This is a genomic window from Chryseobacterium nakagawai, from assembly GCF_900637665.1.
Lineage (GTDB): Bacteria > Bacteroidota > Bacteroidia > Flavobacteriales > Weeksellaceae > Chryseobacterium > Chryseobacterium nakagawai.
This window is the reverse complement of sequence record NZ_LR134386.1, coordinates 2,744,136-2,763,266: the sequence shown is the minus strand read 5'-3', so window position 1 is coordinate 2,763,266 and position 19,131 is coordinate 2,744,136. Positions and strand designations below refer to the sequence as shown.

At 35.8% G+C, this 19,131-nt stretch carries 17 protein-coding genes; 6 read left to right on the top strand and 11 right to left on the bottom strand.

Features of this window, described 5'->3' with window-relative positions:
* The first annotated feature begins 67 nt into the window (after positions 1-67).
* Entirely contained in the window at positions 68-1,447 is a 1,380-nt protein-coding gene (locus EL260_RS12510) for an MFS transporter (protein ID WP_123855671.1), read from the top strand.
* A 40-nt stretch (positions 1,448-1,487) separates the two neighbouring features.
* On the top strand, positions 1,488-1,877 hold the full coding sequence (locus EL260_RS12505) for a hypothetical protein (RefSeq protein WP_123855670.1): 390 nt from the start codon (positions 1,488-1,490) through the stop codon (positions 1,875-1,877).
* Between the two features lie 50 nt (positions 1,878-1,927).
* On the opposite strand, the gene EL260_RS12500 is transcribed toward EL260_RS12505, so the two are convergent.
* Positions 1,928-3,088, bottom strand: coding sequence for an MFS transporter (locus tag EL260_RS12500; protein WP_123855669.1), 1,161 nt, complete (start codon positions 3,086-3,088; stop codon positions 1,928-1,930).
* 193 nt (positions 3,089-3,281) lie between these two features.
* Here EL260_RS12500 and EL260_RS12495 point away from each other — a divergent pair, with 193 nt between their 5' ends.
* From EL260_RS12495 to EL260_RS12485, 3 genes are all read left to right on the top strand, one after another.
* Positions 3,282-4,127 carry a helix-turn-helix domain-containing protein gene (locus EL260_RS12495; protein WP_228445441.1) on the top strand — a complete coding sequence of 282 codons (846 nt, stop codon included), beginning with the start codon at positions 3,282-3,284 and terminating at the stop codon, positions 4,125-4,127.
* A gap of 483 nt (positions 4,128-4,610) precedes the next feature.
* Complete coding sequence (locus tag EL260_RS12490; protein WP_123855668.1) at positions 4,611-5,240, top strand: hypothetical protein; 630 nt, start codon at positions 4,611-4,613, stop codon at positions 5,238-5,240.
* An 87-nt stretch (positions 5,241-5,327) separates the two neighbouring features.
* Positions 5,328-5,942, top strand: coding sequence for a GNAT family N-acetyltransferase (locus tag EL260_RS12485; protein WP_123855667.1), 615 nt, complete (start codon positions 5,328-5,330; stop codon positions 5,940-5,942).
* 56 nt (positions 5,943-5,998) lie between these two features.
* Here the strand turns inward: EL260_RS12485 and EL260_RS12480 are convergent, their stop codons facing one another.
* The 3 genes from EL260_RS12480 to EL260_RS12470 form a co-directional block, all read right to left on the bottom strand.
* Positions 5,999-7,006 carry a T9SS type A sorting domain-containing protein gene (locus tag EL260_RS12480; RefSeq protein WP_123855666.1) on the bottom strand — a complete coding sequence of 336 codons (1,008 nt, stop codon included), beginning with the start codon at positions 7,004-7,006 and terminating at the stop codon, positions 5,999-6,001.
* Between the two features lie 159 nt (positions 7,007-7,165).
* Positions 7,166-8,080, bottom strand: coding sequence for a helix-turn-helix domain-containing protein (locus tag EL260_RS12475; protein ID WP_123855665.1), 915 nt, complete (start codon positions 8,078-8,080; stop codon positions 7,166-7,168).
* A gap of 51 nt (positions 8,081-8,131) precedes the next feature.
* Positions 8,132-8,929, bottom strand: a complete 798-nt coding sequence (locus EL260_RS12470; RefSeq protein WP_123855664.1) for an SDR family oxidoreductase — start codon at positions 8,927-8,929, stop codon at positions 8,132-8,134.
* Positions 8,930-9,141: 212 nt separating this feature from the next.
* Here EL260_RS12470 and EL260_RS12465 point away from each other — a divergent pair, with 212 nt between their 5' ends.
* Positions 9,142-12,480 (top strand): DEAD/DEAH box helicase, encoded by a 3,339-nt coding sequence (locus EL260_RS12465; protein WP_123855663.1) that lies wholly within the window; start codon positions 9,142-9,144, stop codon positions 12,478-12,480.
* Positions 12,481-12,675: 195 nt separating this feature from the next.
* Here the strand turns inward: EL260_RS12465 and EL260_RS12460 are convergent, their stop codons facing one another.
* The 7 genes from EL260_RS12460 to EL260_RS12430 form a co-directional block, all read right to left on the bottom strand.
* Positions 12,676-13,980: a T9SS type A sorting domain-containing protein gene (locus tag EL260_RS12460; RefSeq protein WP_123855662.1), complete on the bottom strand. Its 1,305-nt coding sequence runs from the start codon at positions 13,978-13,980 to the stop codon at positions 12,676-12,678.
* Positions 13,981-14,628: 648 nt separating this feature from the next.
* Complete coding sequence (locus tag EL260_RS12455) at positions 14,629-14,856, bottom strand: hypothetical protein (RefSeq protein WP_123855661.1); 228 nt, start codon at positions 14,854-14,856, stop codon at positions 14,629-14,631.
* A 168-nt stretch (positions 14,857-15,024) separates the two neighbouring features.
* Positions 15,025-16,200, bottom strand: coding sequence for an acetyl-CoA C-acyltransferase (locus EL260_RS12450; protein WP_123855660.1), 1,176 nt, complete (start codon positions 16,198-16,200; stop codon positions 15,025-15,027).
* 226 nt (positions 16,201-16,426) lie between these two features.
* On the bottom strand, positions 16,427-16,927 hold the full coding sequence (locus tag EL260_RS12445) for an endonuclease V (protein ID WP_123855659.1): 501 nt from the start codon (positions 16,925-16,927) through the stop codon (positions 16,427-16,429).
* A gap of 60 nt (positions 16,928-16,987) precedes the next feature.
* Positions 16,988-17,350, bottom strand: coding sequence for a VOC family protein (locus EL260_RS12440; RefSeq protein WP_123855658.1), 363 nt, complete (start codon positions 17,348-17,350; stop codon positions 16,988-16,990).
* Positions 17,347-17,796, bottom strand: a complete 450-nt coding sequence (locus EL260_RS12435) for a GNAT family N-acetyltransferase (RefSeq protein ID WP_228445439.1) — start codon at positions 17,794-17,796, stop codon at positions 17,347-17,349. Before EL260_RS12435 ends, EL260_RS12440 begins: the two co-directional genes overlap by 4 nt.
* 145 nt (positions 17,797-17,941) lie before the next feature.
* A complete protein-coding gene (locus tag EL260_RS12430) occupies positions 17,942-18,982 on the bottom strand; it encodes a M28 family metallopeptidase (RefSeq protein ID WP_123855657.1) in 1,041 nt (346 codons plus the stop codon).
* Positions 18,983-19,131: the final 149 nt, after the last annotated feature.

Below are 19,131 nucleotides of genomic sequence, written 5' to 3'. Positions count from 1 at the left end.
CACTATATTTTCCTCCAAAAGTACAATTTTACCAGAACACAAGGAGGTTATTTTTGCATAAAAAAATATGAACACTTATCCGAAACGATGGCAGGCCCTCAATTTCCTGATTGCCGGAGCTTTCCTTTCCCCACTGGATTATTTTATTGTGAATATGGCTTTACCTTCCATAAAAAATGCTTTTAAAGCCAGTGACCACCAGCTTCAAATGGTTATCGCTATTTACGGACTTACTTATGGAGCCTTAGTAGTATGCGGTGGACGTCTGGGCGATCTTTATGGACGCAAGAAGATTTTCACATGGGGATTGTATACTTTTTTATTGTCTTCTCTGGCGTGCGCTTTTTCTCCTACGGTCCTATGGCTGATTATCGCAAGATTATTTCAGGGCGTTGGAGCTTCACTACTTGCCCCACAGGTTTTAGCCTCCATAAAAGTCCTCTTTAGCAGTAAAGAACAGCCTAAAGCAATAAGTCTATTTAGTTCAGTATTTGGGCTGGCCTCTGTCATCGGGCAATTACTTGGAGGTCTATTGCTCAGCATGCATTGGGGAGACTTTTCCTGGGAACTGGTATTTCTTGTGAATGTCCCTATCACCATCATTTGTATTATAGGCATTCATTTTACAATGGATAACAGCCATAAAGAACATAATTCAGGAATTGATTTTAAAGGTTCATTATTGTTGATTGTTGCTCTGCTTATGTTGATATGTCCTCTTATTTTTGGGCAGAAATATCAATGGGTATGGTGGATATTCGCCATTATGATATCAGGAATATCTTTATTAATTGCTTTTATCAGATATGAAATATATCTATTAAAAAATAACCGCCCCATCCTTATAGATCCAACGCTTTTAAAGCATCAACCTTTTGCATTAAGTCTTGTAATTCTCTTTTTTTACAATTTTACCTCAGGATTATTTATCTGCTATCCCTATTATCTCCAGGAATTTTTTCATCAAAGTTCCCTACAAACGGGATTAGCTATTGTTCCTTACGGGATTGCCTTTTTCCTGGGGCCATTGATGGTGTCCAAAATAAACCTTCCCACTTATACAATGATCTATATTGGTCTGGGATTATTAATGAGTGGGTTCATTCTCAGTGCAATGTGCTTCTATTTTCAGCAAAAACCTTCTTTTATGACCCATATTACCCTGTTTATAGCGGGATTAGGTCATGGGACTATTATGCCGGTTATGATGCGAACTGCTATTACCTTTACCACCAAAGAAAAAGCCGGACAGGCTTCAGGTTTGATAAGCATCGGAATACAGGTAGGCAGTGTAGTTGGAGGAGCTGTTATTGGAACCTTATTTTTTAATATGATTGAGTTAGTGGGATTTTCAAATGCTTTTGCAATAGCAATTTTTATGATCGGAGCTGTTCAAATCATAGGGATATTGATAAACGGCAAACTCCGTAAATATATTCATGCTTAATTTTCATCAACAACAAAATATATTATAAATTTTAAATCTTATGAATAACAAAGAAAAAATCAATGCAGAATTAAAAGACTTCTGTGAAAATATTGAAAAATGGTTTCAGGGAAATGAAGAGGATCAGGATGTTTTATTCAACAAAATTCTTGCAGGGTTCTCTCCCGAATTTAAAATGATTAATGGTGACGGAAATTCTGCAACCTTAGCCATGTTTTCAGAATGGCTTCCTACCGTTTTTGGAAAGTTCCCGGATCGTCGTGTACAGATTGAAAATATAGAAATTCACTGCTCTGAACATCATGGTCTGGCTACATACACTGAAATTCAGACAACAGAAGGAATCGCAAACATCCGAAAAGCTTCAGCAGTTTTTTTGCTTAACCAAGAAAAAGCATTCTGGTTCAACCTTGTAGAAACCTGGATGTAAAAAGTAAACGGACTGTTTTTCCCAACAGTCCGTTTTATTTTAAACAATGATTACTTGTTATTTTTAAATACCTTCATTTTCCCAGCCATAATACTCAATAAAATTCCAAAGCAGGCAAAAAGTCCGAAAGAATATCTGAGGTCAAAACCTTCTGCAATATATCCAATTAATGGAGGTCCTATCAAAAAGCCTAAGAATGAAATACTGGATACAAATGATAAAGCAATACTTGGTGCTACCGTATTCACCTTTCCGATGGTACTATACACTGATGGTACACTTAAAGAAGCTCCAAGCCCGATAATCATGAAAGCAATAATACAAATCCATAACTCTGGAAGGAAAACACTCAGGAAAAGTCCGATACTCATTAATACCCCACAGAACTGTAATACCATTCTTTTCCCCAATTTTTCAATGATCCTGTTTCCAATAAACCTTCCTAAAGTCATCATTAATATAAAACTTGTATATCCCAATATAACAAGATTTTCCGGTGCCTTCACAATCGTTTGAAAATAAACTCCACTCCAGTCAAACATAGCTCCTTCAATAGCCATACTTAAAAACCCAATAATTCCTAACCCAACCAACGTGGGATTTACAGATTTAAAAATGGACTGTGTTTGTGGTTCAGCTTTATGAATACTATTGGTAAGATTGTTTCTGCTATACATCCAGATCAGTGTGACAAGGATGAAAGTAAGAACAAAATGTAGAAACGTTTCTACATGCAGATTAATGGCTAGCATTCCCAATAATGCTCCTATCAGCCCAGCAAAGCACCAGGCTCCATGATAAGAGGACAATAATGTCCTTTTGGTAATAGATTCTATTTCAATAGCCTGCGTATTGACCGCAATATTGCAAAGATTTCCTGTAACCCCAAAGAAAAACAGAACGGCAGCTAAAATCCAGTAAGATGGAGAAAGACCAATCAGTAAAAGAAAGCCCGGATATAATAAAAAACAACTTTTAATAATCCTGCTGCTTCCATATCTGCTGATTAATTTTCCGGATAACATCATTGTAGAAAGCTGACCTATCGGCATCAGAAGCAAAAGAGTTCCAAGCTGTGCTTCATTGATAGAAAGAGCATCTTTAATAATGGGAATCCGGCTGGCCCATGATGAGAACACAAGCCCATGAGCAAAGAAAAGTAAAAAACAGGCCGTAGGCATTTTCGCATTGAATAATTCTCTATCGTGCATTAAAACAGTGTTTGATTAAAATTTTCGTTTGCGAAGTTAGTAACACTTAACGAATAAAATACATTCCATTTTTGATATTTTATATTCCATTTTAAACAAGCCTTTCAAAAAGAAAAATTAACTGCTTACCTTTGATCGCAGAAAACCCACTGGTAAAATTATTAACCATTGTAAGGAGAAATCCAACTGTATCATGATAGAGATCAAGCCCAATTTTGAAGGATTATGTATTGAAAAATACACGGTAAACAGCCTCTCTGAATTTCATGCTAAAGCAGGAAACCTCAATAAACTATTACTTTGTTTCGTTTCAAACGGCATATTAGATCTTCAAGCCAATACACTTCCTTTTCACATACAGTCCCTTTCTATCATCATGCTATTACCTGATACAGACCTTGGAGACATTTCCGGAAGTGATAATCTTGAATTATCCGTATTTTTTATTTCTCTGGATTTCATCAGTACTTATAGTTTCCTGACCGTTCTTCTGGCCAGTGATGAAATCAAATTCAATCCGGCTATAAAAGTTGAATCCCCAGCCAAAAAACTCATTTGGTCTACTGTAAAATTAATTCAGGAGTACCATTCTAAAACCAAGGAAGAAAGTACCATAGAATCTGTACAGTATCTGCTCTACGCCCTTCTGGAACTGGTTTCAAAACTCTATTTGCCTGTCATTAAAAACAACAGTCTTTTACAAACCAGAAGCCAGGATATTATACATCATTTTTTTGAACTCCTGAATCAACATGGACATCTGGAAAGAAGTGTATTATTTTATTCTGATCAATTGCATCTTTCCCCACAGTATTTAAGCAGTTTAATCAAAAAAGAAACCGGGAAGCCTATCAAGCAATGGATAAGCTATAGGGTGATAAAACAGGCTGAAGAACTTCTCAAAACAACCTCATTTTCCATTAAAGAAATCAGCAATCAGTTACAGTTTGTAGACTCTTCCCTATTTTGCCGCTATTTCAGACGTTGTACAGGTATTACAGCCAATGCGTACAGGGAAAATTACAGGATTAAAAAATAAAACAGAGGTTGAAAATAAAAGGCTAGAATACATTATCAAAAAATTGATTCACTTTAAAAATATAATTCATATATTTATGTAAAACGCAAATATGAATCCAACATTATACTTTAACATTTTCGAAAAACCATCCAGGCAAAGGTGTTTATCCATGTGATAGAAGTGAATTTCCAAACCAATGTGCTATACGCATGAGCATAGCTCCAAATACATCTGGTGTCAACTTATCTTCTTTTGCTGGTGCAAAGTGCTGAATGTCTCATTCAGATGGTTTTGACACATTTTAAGAGCACAAGAACTAGCGAACTGGATCCATACCCACCCTGAAATTTTCGGACACAGAAATTACCTATAGTATTACATACCTGCAAATAAAAATTCGTGTATTCGTGGCCATTCTTTTCTAAACTACAGTGAACTATATTACGGACCAAACCAGTTTTATTATTTTGTAATTTAGAGCCCACAAAAAAAAGAAAACGTATGATGCCAGGGAAACCATTATTACTATCTGCAGCATGTCTGTTATGGATTCATTGCAAAAAAGAAGAGACCACCAAGCCTTCTATGGTTCACGATACCATCAATCAAAAAAATACAGAACGTATAACATCAAAACTTCAGGATAATTCTCCTATAGAAACGGTAAAATTATTCGTGATCTGGTATAGAGACCATGAAGATAATCTTTCTCATTTCAATACTATAAAAGGCGGTCCTCAGGAAAATGATCTTCCAGCGGACTATGCCGTTGACTTTGATCAGGTTAATAAAGAAATCTCCTTTCTGAAAAGCAGTACTTTTTTATCTGAAAAGTTTTTAGCCGCTTACCAACAAAATTATATAGAGGGAAATGAGTATTTCAAAAAGAACCCTGCTAATGACGGACCTCCGCACGGCTTTGACTATGATTACTTTTTTAAGACACAGGATGATTATCAATCTGACTTACGGGATATTAAAGCAATACCATTCACTGCAAAACAGGCTACTCCCCAGATATCTTATGTAGAATTTCATCTGAAAAACTCTGGGATGACCTATCGATATACTCTTAGCAAGAATAAAGACAATCATTGGCAAATTGATTCCATTGAAAATATCAGTAAATAAATTTTATTTTATTTAAAATTAAAACTACGGTTATTTAATACAACAAACATTTGTTTTTCATTAAATTCGCTCTTCAAAAAATATTTTATGAAGGAGAAATGGATATCCCATCCAACCATCTTAGAAGGAGCAAATGTTGAACTGATTCCCTTGGAAAAAGAACATTTTGAAGAATTGTATTCTGCTGGTGCGGATAAAGATCTCTGGGCATTAATTCCTACTGATGGTTCCGATAAAGAAATATTCTATCAAAACTATGAATTCGCTTTATCAGAAAGGGAAAACGAAAATCAATATCCTTTTGTGATAAGACATAAGGAAACTCAAAAGCTGATTGGGTCCACAAGGTTTTTCGAAATATATCCATCAGATAAAAAATTAGAGATCGGCTGGACATGGATCACCAAAGAGTTTTGGGGAACATCCGTTAATTTAGAATGCAAATTACTCTTACTTACCTACTGTTTTGATGTATTAAAAACCAATCGTGTACAACTGAAAACAAAGGACAACAATTTAAGATCAAGAAAAGCGATTGAAAAAATCGGGGGTGTATTTGAAGGGATCTTGCGCAAAGACAAAATTCAGAACGATGGTTCCACAAGAAATGCAGCCTATTACAGTATTCTGGATGATGAATGGGAGGCCGCAAAACAGAAAATTGAGACACTTATCAGAGAAAAGGAATCTTCTGATAAATAAAAGATCAGACGTAAAATTCAAGTTCTTTTACGTCTGATTCCATATCAACAACTCATTTACTTTTTAATAATTTTCTTTGAAACAACAGTTCCATTCTTCAATTCTCCCTGAAGAATATAAATTCCTGTTGGAAGTTTTGAAACATCAATATTTCCGGAACTTCCCTTACTTATAACAGTTTTACCTTCCAAAGAGCTCACTGTGATCTTTTTAAGGTCCTCTTTTGATGTTATTGTAATAAAATCTGTACTTGGGTTCGGATAGACAGAAATGTCTCTTTTTTTGCTATCCGGATCAACAGTTGACAGTACTGCAGTATCAAGATAAGATACCGATTTTGACACATTTGTAACCCCATTGAATACAAAAGTATTAATGGCAAAACTAAACACCATACCATTAGTCTGGCTTACCCATTGATAAGATTCGTTGGTATATGTGGCTGTAATAGGCGTTGGTGAACTGGCAATAGTCTGTGTGGCAGTTCTCATTCTTTTTATTCTCAACACATTAGAATAAGTTCCTCTTGGAGTAATTACAGTACCATAACCATCTACATTAACACTCACCTGCCCCATTTCATTGGTATTTCCAATGGCGGCTGAAACACTATTAAATTCATACGTATCATCAAACTGTTGAAGATAAGTAACCGGAAACTTATACTCAATCAAAGGATTGACATAAGTGACCGTAACATCTCCCAACGATGGCCCTGAATAAGAGCCCAACATCGTAGCCTCAGTATCCGTCATAGAACCAAAGTCGTGGCTGTCAACATTGGTCAGCGATGTAATTCTGTTTGCCCCTGGAAATCTGAAACAATTAGATTGGCCAGGGCATACTCTTGTAGTATAAGCAACAGGATTAGTTCCTGTATAAGCCGAAAAATCCCAGGTAATATTTGCTCCCGCTGAACCTGTAGTAATAGAAGTTCCGCTTACATCTTCTGATTTTAAATTAATTGTACTGTTAATAGGGTCAACCCCAGCTCTGGTTATTGATGGCTGAGCATAGGATACTATTCCGACAACTAGGAATAAGATAAAGTTTAATTTTTTCATATTATGCTGATTTTAAGATTAGTTATACTTATATATATTTCCCATCATAAAGATAAATAACTAAACTCTCATGACAATTAATGATCTATCTAAAGCCTTATTCCTTCTACCAATTGCACTAAAGAGAATGCCCAGCCATAGTGGCTGGGCATTGTATATCTAATTAAATAGCTGTCTGTAACCTAAAGGGGTTTGATCTGTTTTCTTTTTAAATAATTTATTGAAAGATTGTGGATGTTCAAATCCTAAAGCATACGCTACTTCCGATACTGAGAAATTAGTGCCTGTAAGATATTCCTTTGCTTTTTCAATCAACTTTTCATGAATATGCTGTTGTGCATTCTGTCCTGTAAGATTCCTTAACATATCGCTGAGATAATGAGGTGACAGATTGAGCTTCGAAGCCAAAAAATCCACTGTAGGAAGTCCGGTTGTCAATGTTTTCTGATCATTAAAATAATCCTCCAACACTTTCTCCATTGTGCTCAACAAATCATTATTTACAGCTTTTCTTGTAATGAACTGTCTTTTATAAAAGCGATTGCTGTAATTGAGCAGAACTTCAGTATAGGAAATAATCACATCCTGACTTACTTCATCAATGGCAGTATTCAGCTCATTTTTAATACTGTTCAAAAGTCCTTGCATAATCTTCTTTTCCTGATCAGACAAATGAAGGGCTTCATTTGTATCATAAGAAAAAAAGCCAAGTTTTTTTATATTTTGAGCTAAAGGATAGTTCCTGATAAAATCCGGATGTATCAAAAGTGTATAGCCACAGTATTCTGCATTCTCTTCAGGAGAAAGAATCTGCCCCGGAGCTGTAAACATCATTCCGCCTTCATTAAAATCATAATATCCTTGTCCGTATCCCATTTTCCCGCTTGTAGAATATTTATAGGAAATTTTATAGAAATTAAACATAAAACTTTTTCCTGCCCAATCCTCTTTAAGGCTCATTTTTTCATTATCTATAAGACTTACTAATGGATGAAGCGGTCCCGGAAGCTGCAACAAACTGTGTAACTCCGATATTGAGGAAATTTTTATTAAAGAATTTTCTTTCTTTTCCATGGTATAAAATTATCATTTTTTCATGAAGCTCCCTATAAAACTCATAGATAACTAACTAAACCGTCTTCCTAATTCTTCTCTGAATGCTTCAGCACCTAATTCCAGACGTTGTGCATAAAGAGCCTTCGCATCCTCACCTGCAACATATCTTAACTGCTTTTTGCCATCTGTTGCAGCCTCATACACCACTTCAGCAATTTGTTCCGGTGTAGAAGCAGCTTCCATCATTCCTTCCATAACAGAATATAGAGAATTAATCATCTCTTCATAAGCAGGACCCGTTGCAGAATCCAGAGAGCGACTTACAAAATCAGTTTTAATACCTCCGGGCGAAACCGTTTTAATATCTATTCCGAACCTATCCAATTCAAAAGCCATGCTTTCGCTCCAGCCCTCCAATGCCCATTTTGTAGCATGATAAATTGAATTCAGAGGGAAAGCCATTAATCCTCCAATGGATGTCGTAGAAATAAACATTCCTTTCTTTTTCTCTCTAAAATAACCCGTGAACGCCTGAGTAACACGAATCGTACCTAATAAATTTGTATTCAGCTGCCTCACAATCTGATCATCACTCAAGGCTTCTAAAGGTCCTAAAAGACCATACCCTGCATTGTTAAAAACAACATCCACATCCCCCAATTCCAATGATTGATTGACAACCGCCTGTATTTGTTCCGGATTAGTAACATCCAATGGAAGTACTGTTACATTATCCAGAGAAATAAGATCTGAAGCAGCTTCAGGATTTCTCATGGTAGCAATTACCTTCCATCCTTTCTGTTGAAATAATTGTGCAGTTGCTTTACCTAATCCTGTAGAAGCCCCTGTTATAAAAATTGTTTTCATTTTTTCTTGTTTAAAATTACAGGACAAAGTTCAGCATCATAAAAAAGATAAGAGTTGCCAAAACGGACCAAGCTGTAGCCAAAATGAATATATTTAATTTAGTAATCTGATACATTGTTAGACTCTTATATTAAAAATATTTTATAGGTCTGAAAGTTGTAAGAGTCCTTTCATTTTATCGTTTTTTTGTAAGTTTGCTCTGAGTAATTTTTATGGCAGAATATATTCTTGAAAACATCAATATCAGTACACTTTCCGTGTATGATTTACTAAAGCATACCTCAGAAAGTTCATTTATTGGAATCACTGACTTTCATGAAGTTTACCCTGTTGCCATCGAAAATAATACAGGAATCTTTACAAAGGATTCTTCACTTCAGGATTTTCCGATGGTTACTATAAGCCGTATAAATAATTCGCTGATTTGTAGCTGTACTTGTGATCATTCTAAAGCTCAGCTTTGTGCTCACCAGGCAGAAATCATCCATTGTATTCTGGAAGAAAAGAAATACCGCATTTTCTTTGATGAAATTCTACGTAAAAAAACCTTCCTATCTAAAGCCAAAGGCTATGGTTTAGAAAATGAACCGGATCTCGACCAATACTTTCAATTGAGATTAACAGAAGGGAAACTTGAAATTCTGCCGAAAATCAAGGAAATGCTTCCTATGGATGAGCAAATGTTCCAACGAGACCTTTTGCCCCAGCTCCCTTCTAAACTGGATGAGCTGGCAGCACAGGAAACAGGTAAAAAACAAATATTGGTCATCGGTAAACATCGTTACTACAATCATTTGGTATTTTCTCTCATGGAGGCTGAGACCACCCAAACCGGTAAGATTAAAAATCCTGTTAATGCCGTAGATGCCATGCAATTGATTTGGAAAGCGGAAAAGCCTTTGGACATAAAATTCTATACTGCTATTTCTTCTTTTCAGAACAACTACAATGAAGAGTATAATGCTGCGGAATGGGAAGCGTTAAAACTAATTGTAAAAAATCCTCTCGATCTGGAGGTATACTATCATGATCGGGAAATCGCAGAAACGGTCTCTGCAAAGTCCCTTACACCTGTTACACTTAACACTTTAAATACCGAAGTTCAACTCTCTGTATTTAAGAAAGATCCATTTTATGAAATTACCGGAAGCCTGCTATTAAATGATTCTTCCGTTCCTTTTAAAAATGTGATAATCAGAAATGAATATTTTGTATATAACAGCAACACATTCAGCCTTATAGACCACCCTGACATGCTTAGGATCATCAGGTTTTTCAAGGCAAATAACGAAATTTTGCTGATTCATTCTTCAAAATATGAGGAATTCATGCGGCAAACCCTCTCTAGTTTAGAAGAACATATTCATATCAATTACAGCTATATACAAAGCGCAACGAAAGTACAGCTTGAAGAAAAAAAATTCCAGATAGAAAGAGTCATTTATCTTCGTCAGCAGGAAAATTATATTGGAATTACCCCTGTCATGAAGTACGGTCAGGTAGAAGTTCCTGTATATTCCAGAAAGCAGATTTTTGATACCGATCAGAATGGAAATCCTTTCAAAATAGAACGAAATGATGCTTCGGAAGCCCGCTTTACCTCTTTGGTAATGCAGCAGCATCCTGATTTTGAAGAACAGATGGATGGCTATCAGTATTTCTATCTGCACAGAGATAAATTTCTTGATGATAACTGGTTCTTGAATGCATTTGAAGCATGGCGAAATGAAGGTATTATTATTTTAGGCTTTAATGAACTGAAAAACAATAAGCTTAACCCCCACCGTGCCAAGATTAATATTCAGATTACAAGTGGGCTGGATTGGTTTAATGCAAAATTAAAAGTAGGTTTTGGACAGAAAGAAGCCACTTTAAAACAGCTTCACAGAACCATCCGTAATAAAAGTAAATTCGTCCAGCTGGATGATGGCAGTCTCGGGATTCTTCCTGAAGAATGGATGGACAAAATCGCTGCTTATTTTCAGGCTGGAGAAATTGATGAAGAGCTGCTAAAGATTCCAAAAATCAATTTTACTGAAATCTCTTCTCTTTTTGAAAAAAAGATATTGAGTACTGAAATTCAGGATGAAATAACGACTTATTCCACTCAGTTTTCACCCGGTAAGAATATTCCTCAGGTTAATATTCCTGTGGAATTAAATGCTGAATTAAGAGATTATCAGCATGAAGGATTAAACTGGCTTAATTTTCTTGATGACTTCAACTTCGGCGGATGTCTTGCCGATGATATGGGATTGGGAAAAACCCTTCAAGTCATTGCATTTATTCTTTCTCAAAGGGAAAAACGAGGACATACCACGAATCTGGTTGTAGTTCCTACCTCCCTGATTTTCAACTGGCAGGAAGAAGTCAGAAAGTTTGCTCCTTCCATAAAAGTTTTAGTTCATTATGGTCCGTATCGGCAAAAATCAACCACTCACCTATCTGATTATGAGATTATTCTCACCAGCTACGGAATGTTACTTTCCGATATCCGTTTTCTGAAAACTTTTAATTTCAATTATACTTTTCTTGATGAGTCACAGACCATTAAGAACCCTAATTCTGAAAGATATAAAGCAGCTCGCCTGCTTCAATCCAGGAACAGAATTGTACTTACCGGAACTCCTGTTGAAAACAGCACTTTCGATCTTTACAGCCAGCTTTCTTTTGCATGCCCTGGCTTATTGGGCAGCAAACAGTATTTCAAAGATATTTATGCCATTCCTATTGATAAATTTGAGTACAGTAAACGGGCTATGGAGCTTCAGCAGAAGATAAAACCGTTTATTCTCCGCAGAACTAAGAAACAAGTAGCCAAAGAGCTTCCCGAGAAAACAGAGACTGTTATCTATTGTGAAATGAATACCGAACAACGCAGGATTTATGATGCTTATGAAAAAGAACTTCGTGAATTTATTGCGGCCAATGATGACGATGATCTCAATAAAAACAGCATGCACGTTCTTACAGGTCTTACAAGACTCAGACAGATCTGCAATTCTCCCGTATTGATTAAAGAAGGATACTCTGGAGAAAATGCCGTTAAAATTGAAATTCTGATGGAACAGATCCTTGGAAAATCGAAAGATCATAAAATCCTTGTTTTCTCTCAGTTTGTAGGAATGCTGGATTTATTGAAGCCTGAACTGGAGCGCCACGGAATTCCTTTCGAATATCTTACAGGCCAAACTAAGGACAGAGGCCAAAAAGTAGCTAACTTCCAGGAGAATGAAGAGATCAGGGTGTTTTTGATAAGTCTAAAAGCTGGTGGTGTGGGACTTAACCTTACCCAAGCTGATTATATTTACCTGATCGATCCATGGTGGAATCCGGCAACTGAAAACCAGGCTATCGACCGAAGTTATCGTATAGGACAGACTAAAAACGTCATTGCTGTCCGTATGATCTGTTCCAATACAGTGGAAGAAAAAATCCTTGCCCTTCAGAAAAAGAAAAAGCTATTGGCTCAGAACCTTCTTAAAACAGACGGAACAAAATTTCAGGGGCTTTCAAAACAGGATCTTCTGGATATTTTGGAACAGAAATAGAATATATAAAGCATTAAAATACCTGAACCATTAAGATATTTAAGGCACTAAGAATAGTTAAGAAATAGCTGCAGCTTATTTTCAAAAATAAAAAAACTCATTATCAATATGATGAAATATCTACAAAACAAAACCGACAGATATAATCTGCCGGTAAAAAACAAAAATTGATATGGATATGATTAGATATGTGTTTTACTTTTTAATTACCTTTTCAGTAATTACTTTTTTATCTTTTGTCTGTATTTTAATCAGATAAGTTCCTGGAATAAAGCTGTTCATATTCACCGTATCAGAGTTTCCTTCCGAAAGTTTTTGTCCTGATATGTTATAAACTTCATATTTTTCCAACTTTTCTTTCATTCTGATGGATACGTTTCCGGAGGTAGGATTTGGATATACTTTCACCTCAATAGACTTATCCTTAGAAACTTCTGTTGTGGAAAGGCTTTCCGGTTGTACATTGATCGTGTAATCTTCTGCCTGGCCAATAAACCAACCTGAAGGACATGGAAGATTCTCCAGCGTTCCCATCCATGAGCTTGATTCATACGCTTTTACCAGTCTGAAACGTGTATTTCCTAATAACGCATTAGCTGGAATAGTAATTGTTTCTGAAGTCACTCCTGATTCATGACCGGAAATTGGATTTGAATTGTCCAGATATCCAAGATTAAACTTTTCATCGGCATCAAATTGATTATTATGATTAAAATCGATATAAGCATAGGCAGAAACTGTTACTTGTCCATGAGTTCCTCCTGTCACGGTTATGGGATACCCATTTCCACGGCTGACATTAAAAATGGTTCCCGTAAAATCTTCTATAACGGTTGAGTTTCCATCAACGGGGCTCTCATTTTCTACTCCTGCAAATTCTACCTTACCTATTTCACTTACGGTAAGGCTTGTTATGCCTTCAGATCCACAATATGGAAATGGAAAACTGTTGCTATTTCCCTGAATATTTACTGTATAATCTTCAGTCTGGCCTGCTCTTAATCCGGAGTCACATGCAGAAGAGATAGAGTTTTGAGCACCCGGATCTGAATACGCCATTACATTTGTATTTTTAAGCACTCTCATTCTTTTACTACCCCCTGAGACAGTAGACGGAATCGTAATCGTATTATCAATAGTAAAAGCATTGGCCGGATTGGCTGCCTCCAGTCTGCCAATATAAAAGCTCTCTCCCGCATCATCAAAGCTACCATTCCCGTTAAAATCAATATAAACCATTACATCACTGGGAAAAGTACTTGACGGACCTTTTATTGATATCGGATATGCATTCCCAGCTACCAGATCAGTTGAAAAAGAAGTAAAATCTTCATATTCTTGTGTTGTGGATGAATTGGTAGATGAATTATTGTTGATACTCCCAAAGGTAACATTGCTTATCATATTACTTCCTGCACCATACTGAAAAGTAGGAGTGCAATACTGAGCGCTTACGAGCCCAAATAAAACGACAGCAGAAAGAGTAGTTATTTTTTTCATAGAATTCTTAATTTTTATGAGACAAATTTATATTTATTTAGAATCAATAAAAATAAGAATGTAATGATATTTATCAGTTTAAAGATATTTTTAATAGAAAAACATTGATAAATAAACAATAAAATAAAAGTTAATTATATAATTATCAATGCTTTTGAATCATTATAGATTCCGAATGATTTCTTTGGCATTTTCCTTATAGTCTTCATATTTTTTCAGGTAAGCCTATAATTTCTCATGAATTTCAGGATGATTAAGCTTTATTCTCCCCTCTCCTTGTCCCAATAAACTTACATATTCCTGATCACTATAATCAATATTAATATACAAAGGCCATGAGGTTTCATTTTCGAACCCTTTTATTGCGATTGGTTTAGCAATCTCTAAAAAGGCATATTATGCTGTATCTAATGTTTCTCTGGGTATTCTTATCTCCAAAAGCTTTTGCAGCCTTACAAGAGGTTTAAAAGCAGGAAACGGAGTCTTAAGAAGAAAAAACATAAGACTGAGTATTTCAAGTTCTGGAAGTGCTTCTAAAAATGTGAAATTTTCAATGGGTTGTTTCCAGTCTAAAGTTCCGCTAATGTGAAGGTATCTCAGAGTTTTAATTCCTTAAATCTTTCAAAGCTGGAAATCTTCTGGAAATTTTCAAGATGCAGTGCTTTCAGTTGAGGAAGATTTTGTAGCGGAGATAGCTCGAAAATGTTTTATTCTTACTCTTTTAAGACCTCCAAATTCATTCATTGCTTGAACCTGTGCCTGGCTGGGATTATCCAGGTTTATTTCTTCAAGGTTAGGACATTCAAAAATCTGTTCCCAGTTTTCATAATGCTTACTTACCGTTACAACTTTAATCGTTTTATGATCAGAAATCATTTTATCAACAGAATAAGACGGTGTATGATGGGTTGGAATTATTTTCCAATAATGATCTATTTTTCCTATATTCCTTCATTTTCCTGTTTCATACTTAATATTTCCTGATGATGTAAATAATATTTTAAAAAACCCTTTAACCGATTTTTATTGTATAAAATTATTTATTTAATTTAAATTTTCAATAAGAATTGCTGAAGCTCCACCGCCACCATTACAGATCGCTGCAATACCATACCGTCCACCCTCCTGCCGTAATACATTCACCAAAGTGGCCATAATTCGTGCTCCTGAGGCTCCGATTGGATGTCCCATTGCCACAGCTCCCCCATATACATTAACCTTATCCAAATCATATCCCAGAATCTGCTGATTGGATAAAATTACAGAAGAATAAGCTTCATTGATTTCAAAATAATCAATATCAGACAGGCTAAGTCCTGCGTTTTTCAAAACTTTTTGAATGGCAACAGATGGAGAAGTGGTAAACCACTCCGGGGACTGAGCAGCATCAGCATACGCTATAATCTTAGCTAATGGCTTAAGATGATACTCTTGTACAGCCTCAGAGCAACCAAGTAATATTGCGGCTGCACCATCATTGAGATTGCTTGAATTGGCAGCCGTGAGCATCCCGTCATTTTCAAAAACAGGTTTCAACAAGGATATTTTCTCGGGAATCAGTTTATCAATATCTTCATCTCTTTCTACGATTGTAATTCCTTTCTTTCCTTCAGTGGTGATGTTAAATAATTCCGCTTTGAATTTATTTTCTGATGCTGCTTCCTGGGCTCTTTTATAAGAGCTTAGCGCATAGTCATCCAGTTGTTGTCTTGTTAATCCGTATTTTTTCACTCCTAGCTCTGCCGCACTTCCCATATGAAAGTTATGATACACATCCCACAAACCGTCTTTAATCAGGCCATCTGTAAGCGCTGTATCACCTAATTTATGCCCTTTCCGAAGGTAATTATAATGAGGCACATTGCTCATACTTTCCATTCCGCCTGTCATGACAAGACTTTCTAAACCGAGTTGGATCTGTTGTGCTCCGATGATGGCGGCCTTCATTCCTGAAGCACATACTTTATTTACGGTGGTAGCATCTTTATCTACCGGAATTTTCGAAAAAATGGCTGACTGTCTCGCCGGCGACTGTCCCACGCCTGCACTCAATACATTTCCCATATATATGCTGTCTATATTTTTTGGGGAAACTCCTACACTTTCATAAGTATGCTGTATAGCCATAGCCCCCAATTGTGGAGCTGTAAAACCAGATAAACTCCCCATAAAACCTCCGATAGGGGTTCTTTTTGCTGCAATGATAAATGCTTCTTTCATAGTGTTGTTTATTTTTTAAAAATACCAATCGGTATATTTTAGATTAAAAAAATCTCCTCTTATTTTTAAGCGAAAGGATATACAAATATATAAAAATATACCGATCAGTATATTAATCATCAGAAAAATTGATTGGCTTCAAACCTGTCATTCTGATTTTTAGAGATTTTTCAATGTTCTCAGAATGACAACAGCCTATTTTTAATATTTGAAATCACTCCATTTTTTATTCCCGGCTTAGCTGATCCAGCTTTTTCAGTAAGGTAGGAATCCTGTAAGGACCATGCATCTGTTCTACATCTTGCTTAACCTGATCTACATCTATTCCTTTCGCCGTCACAAAAAGGGGTGTTTTACTATCGCCACGAAGTACATTTCTTCTTTGGGAATCAGGTGTAGTAAATTCATTTTTGGCAATTCCGACAATCGGATGTTTTCCCTCTAATGCTTCATAAAGATGTCCTCCCAAACCTATTTTTCCTTCATTATCAAGGGTAACATAACCATCAACAATGATAATATCTTCTTCTTTTAGAACAATTTTATTCAATAAACTCAGAATGCACGGCAATTCTCTTTTGTAAAAAGCTCCGCTTTCATATTCTGAAGAGACAGGCGTTTGCTCTGTAAAAATCTCTACTTCCCTTTCGGATGTCCATTTTTCAAAGGCTATACATACGGTATTGGCATAGTCTTCATAGTAGTAAGTATCGAATGCGTAAATCATTTTTTCTTAAATTATACAGCCAAGATAGTTCTTTAGCAGCATTTATATTATTTTTCCTAATCAAAAGAACTCACCAAAATGCCATAAAATCCCTGATGGATCATGTACAAAACACTCTTTCCCCCAATCCATGGTTCTTATAGGGGTAAGTTTTACATTTTCATAGGTATCTGTAAGTCCTAAAGTTAAAAGTTCTTTCCAGAATTCCTCTGTACTGGCAACCTCCATAAAGATCATGGTATTATCAACCCAATCTTTTGCATAATAATCCTGAAGATAAAACCCTATTTCTTCTCGTATAAAGAGTGATAACTTAGGTTCAAGGATCACTTCTTCAAATCCCAAATCTTTATAAAATTTTCGACTGGTCTCAAAGTTCTGCGCTCCGATAAAGGGTCTTATGGATTTCAATTGTGGTCTCATATTATTTTATTTTTCCAGTTTTCGTAAGTCATTTCAAACTTGATCTCATTTTTCCCATGCATCCCAATCTCTCGCCAACCTAATTTTCTATAAAAATTTTCAGCTCTTGTCTGAGGCGAAGTTCCAAGCCAAACTTTGTCTTTTGTCTGTTCAAAATACCAGTCAAGCATTATGTTGTGAAGCTTTTTTCCAATTTTTTTGTTTTCAAAATCAGGATGTACAAATAATGCCCAGATGTTATTCTCTTTCAAATCAACAATCGAAAAGCCTACAACCTGCCCTTCTGCTTCGCCTACCCAGCCTTTCCCTCTTTCAGACATAAAGAGTTCACAATCTCTATCGGTAACTAAACCGGGATCTGATAAGGTATTTTCCTTCACTGAATTTCTTATGATCTGAATTTGTGGAATATCTTCTGATCTGGCTTCACGGATTAATATATTCATAAATAAATTGATTCTTGAATAGAACAAAGGTGCAAAAAACATGTTTACCAGATTAATTTAAAGAATAATATCTACCCTTAAAAATCTGAATACATGAATCTTGCACCTCCGGATATAAGTTATAATCCAATTAAATTCGTTATCCTTATTTATGATCTACCACAATTCTGTCTGCTCTGTTAGCAATATCCCATGCGGTAGTAAAAACAAGCTGGGTTCTTTTTTCCAATAACTTATAATCAATTTTGTCCGGTTTATCCGTTGGTTTGTGATAGTCCTCATGGATTCCATCAAAGAAAAAGGCTACCGGAACATTGTTTTTGGCAAAATTGTAGTGGTCTGAACGGTAATATAATTGCTGAGGATCATTAAGATCATCATATTTATAGTTCAGTTCCAAGTTATTGGTCTTTCTGTTAGCTTCTTCATTAATTACTTTAAGCTGAGAGCTCAACATATCCGAACCAATCACATATACATATTGTTTTCCTCTATTTTCCGGATCATCACGTCCAATCATATCAATGTTAAGGTCAACAACCGTATTAGCTAACGGGAAAACCGGATGGTCTGTATAATATTCTGAACCAAACAAACCATGCTCTTCTCCTGTTACATGAAGAAACAGAACAGACCTTTTAGGACCTTTACCTGCTTTTTTAGCTTCCTGAAAAGCTTTAGCCATTTCCATTACAGCAACCGTTCCACTTCCGTCATCATCAGCTCCGTTATATACTACACCATTTTTGGTTCCCACATGATCATAATGGGCAGAAACCACTACAATTTCTTCTGGTTTTTCACTTCCTTCGATAAAAGCCAGTATATTTTCTGAGTCCGGAAGATTTCCACCCCCTCTTTTTTTCATAAAATCCGAAGGAACTTTCTGATAATAAGACCCTAGTGCTTTTGGAAAAGAAATCCCTAAGTTTTTATAGTAATTAACAATATACTCTCCCGCTTTTTTCTGGCCTTTGCTTCCTGTATCCCTGCCTTCCATCTCGTCTGAGGCAATAACATAAAGGTTTTTCTTTAATTCATCAGCCTTAATCATCTTGTAGGCATTCGTAAACGCTTTATCTGATTTTTCAGAAATACGATGTGTAGATGTACCATCAGCAACCTGTGCCGTTCCGCAACTCGTCATCAAAGCAAGAGCCAATAACGGAATAAGTAGTTTTTTCATAAAGAATAAATTTCTTAAAAATAACAATTTTTATTGAATTTGAAACAACGAAAAAAGATCATATAAAGTTCTCATAGGCTTTCAGGTAGATATAAGCCGTATTTAATTTCCCTTACTATATGAAATATTAAAAGAATAAACATCAACAT

Excerpts from the sequence above, each read along its gene's own strand:
- EL260_RS12510 (WP_123855671.1), top strand. The coding sequence starts at position 68 with ATGAACACTTATCCGAAACGATGGCAGGCCCTCAATTTCCTGATTGCC.
- EL260_RS12505 (WP_123855670.1), top strand. The coding sequence starts at position 1,488 with ATGAATAACAAAGAAAAAATCAATGCAGAATTAAAAGACTTCTGTGAA.
- EL260_RS12500 (WP_123855669.1), bottom strand. The coding sequence starts at position 3,088 with ATGCACGATAGAGAATTATTCAATGCGAAAATGCCTACGGCCTGTTTT.
- EL260_RS12495 (WP_228445441.1), top strand. The coding sequence starts at position 3,282 with ATGATAGAGATCAAGCCCAATTTTGAAGGATTATGTATTGAAAAATAC.
- EL260_RS12490 (WP_123855668.1), top strand. The coding sequence starts at position 4,611 with ATGATGCCAGGGAAACCATTATTACTATCTGCAGCATGTCTGTTATGG.
- EL260_RS12485 (WP_123855667.1), top strand. The coding sequence starts at position 5,328 with ATGAAGGAGAAATGGATATCCCATCCAACCATCTTAGAAGGAGCAAAT.
- EL260_RS12480 (WP_123855666.1), bottom strand. The coding sequence starts at position 7,006 with ATGAAAAAATTAAACTTTATCTTATTCCTAGTTGTCGGAATAGTATCC.
- EL260_RS12475 (WP_123855665.1), bottom strand. The coding sequence starts at position 8,080 with ATGGAAAAGAAAGAAAATTCTTTAATAAAAATTTCCTCAATATCGGAG.
- EL260_RS12470 (WP_123855664.1), bottom strand. The coding sequence starts at position 8,929 with ATGAAAACAATTTTTATAACAGGGGCTTCTACAGGATTAGGTAAAGCA.
- EL260_RS12465 (WP_123855663.1), top strand. The coding sequence starts at position 9,142 with ATGGCAGAATATATTCTTGAAAACATCAATATCAGTACACTTTCCGTG.
- EL260_RS12460 (WP_123855662.1), bottom strand. The coding sequence starts at position 13,980 with ATGAAAAAAATAACTACTCTTTCTGCTGTCGTTTTATTTGGGCTCGTA.
- EL260_RS12455 (WP_123855661.1), bottom strand. The coding sequence starts at position 14,856 with ATGATTTCTGATCATAAAACGATTAAAGTTGTAACGGTAAGTAAGCAT.
- EL260_RS12450 (WP_123855660.1), bottom strand. The coding sequence starts at position 16,200 with ATGAAAGAAGCATTTATCATTGCAGCAAAAAGAACCCCTATCGGAGGT.
- EL260_RS12445 (WP_123855659.1), bottom strand. The coding sequence starts at position 16,927 with ATGATTTACGCATTCGATACTTACTACTATGAAGACTATGCCAATACC.
- EL260_RS12440 (WP_123855658.1), bottom strand. The coding sequence starts at position 17,350 with ATGAGACCACAATTGAAATCCATAAGACCCTTTATCGGAGCGCAGAAC.
- EL260_RS12435 (WP_228445439.1), bottom strand. The coding sequence starts at position 17,796 with ATGAATATATTAATCCGTGAAGCCAGATCAGAAGATATTCCACAAATT.
- EL260_RS12430 (WP_123855657.1), bottom strand. The coding sequence starts at position 18,982 with ATGAAAAAACTACTTATTCCGTTATTGGCTCTTGCTTTGATGACGAGT.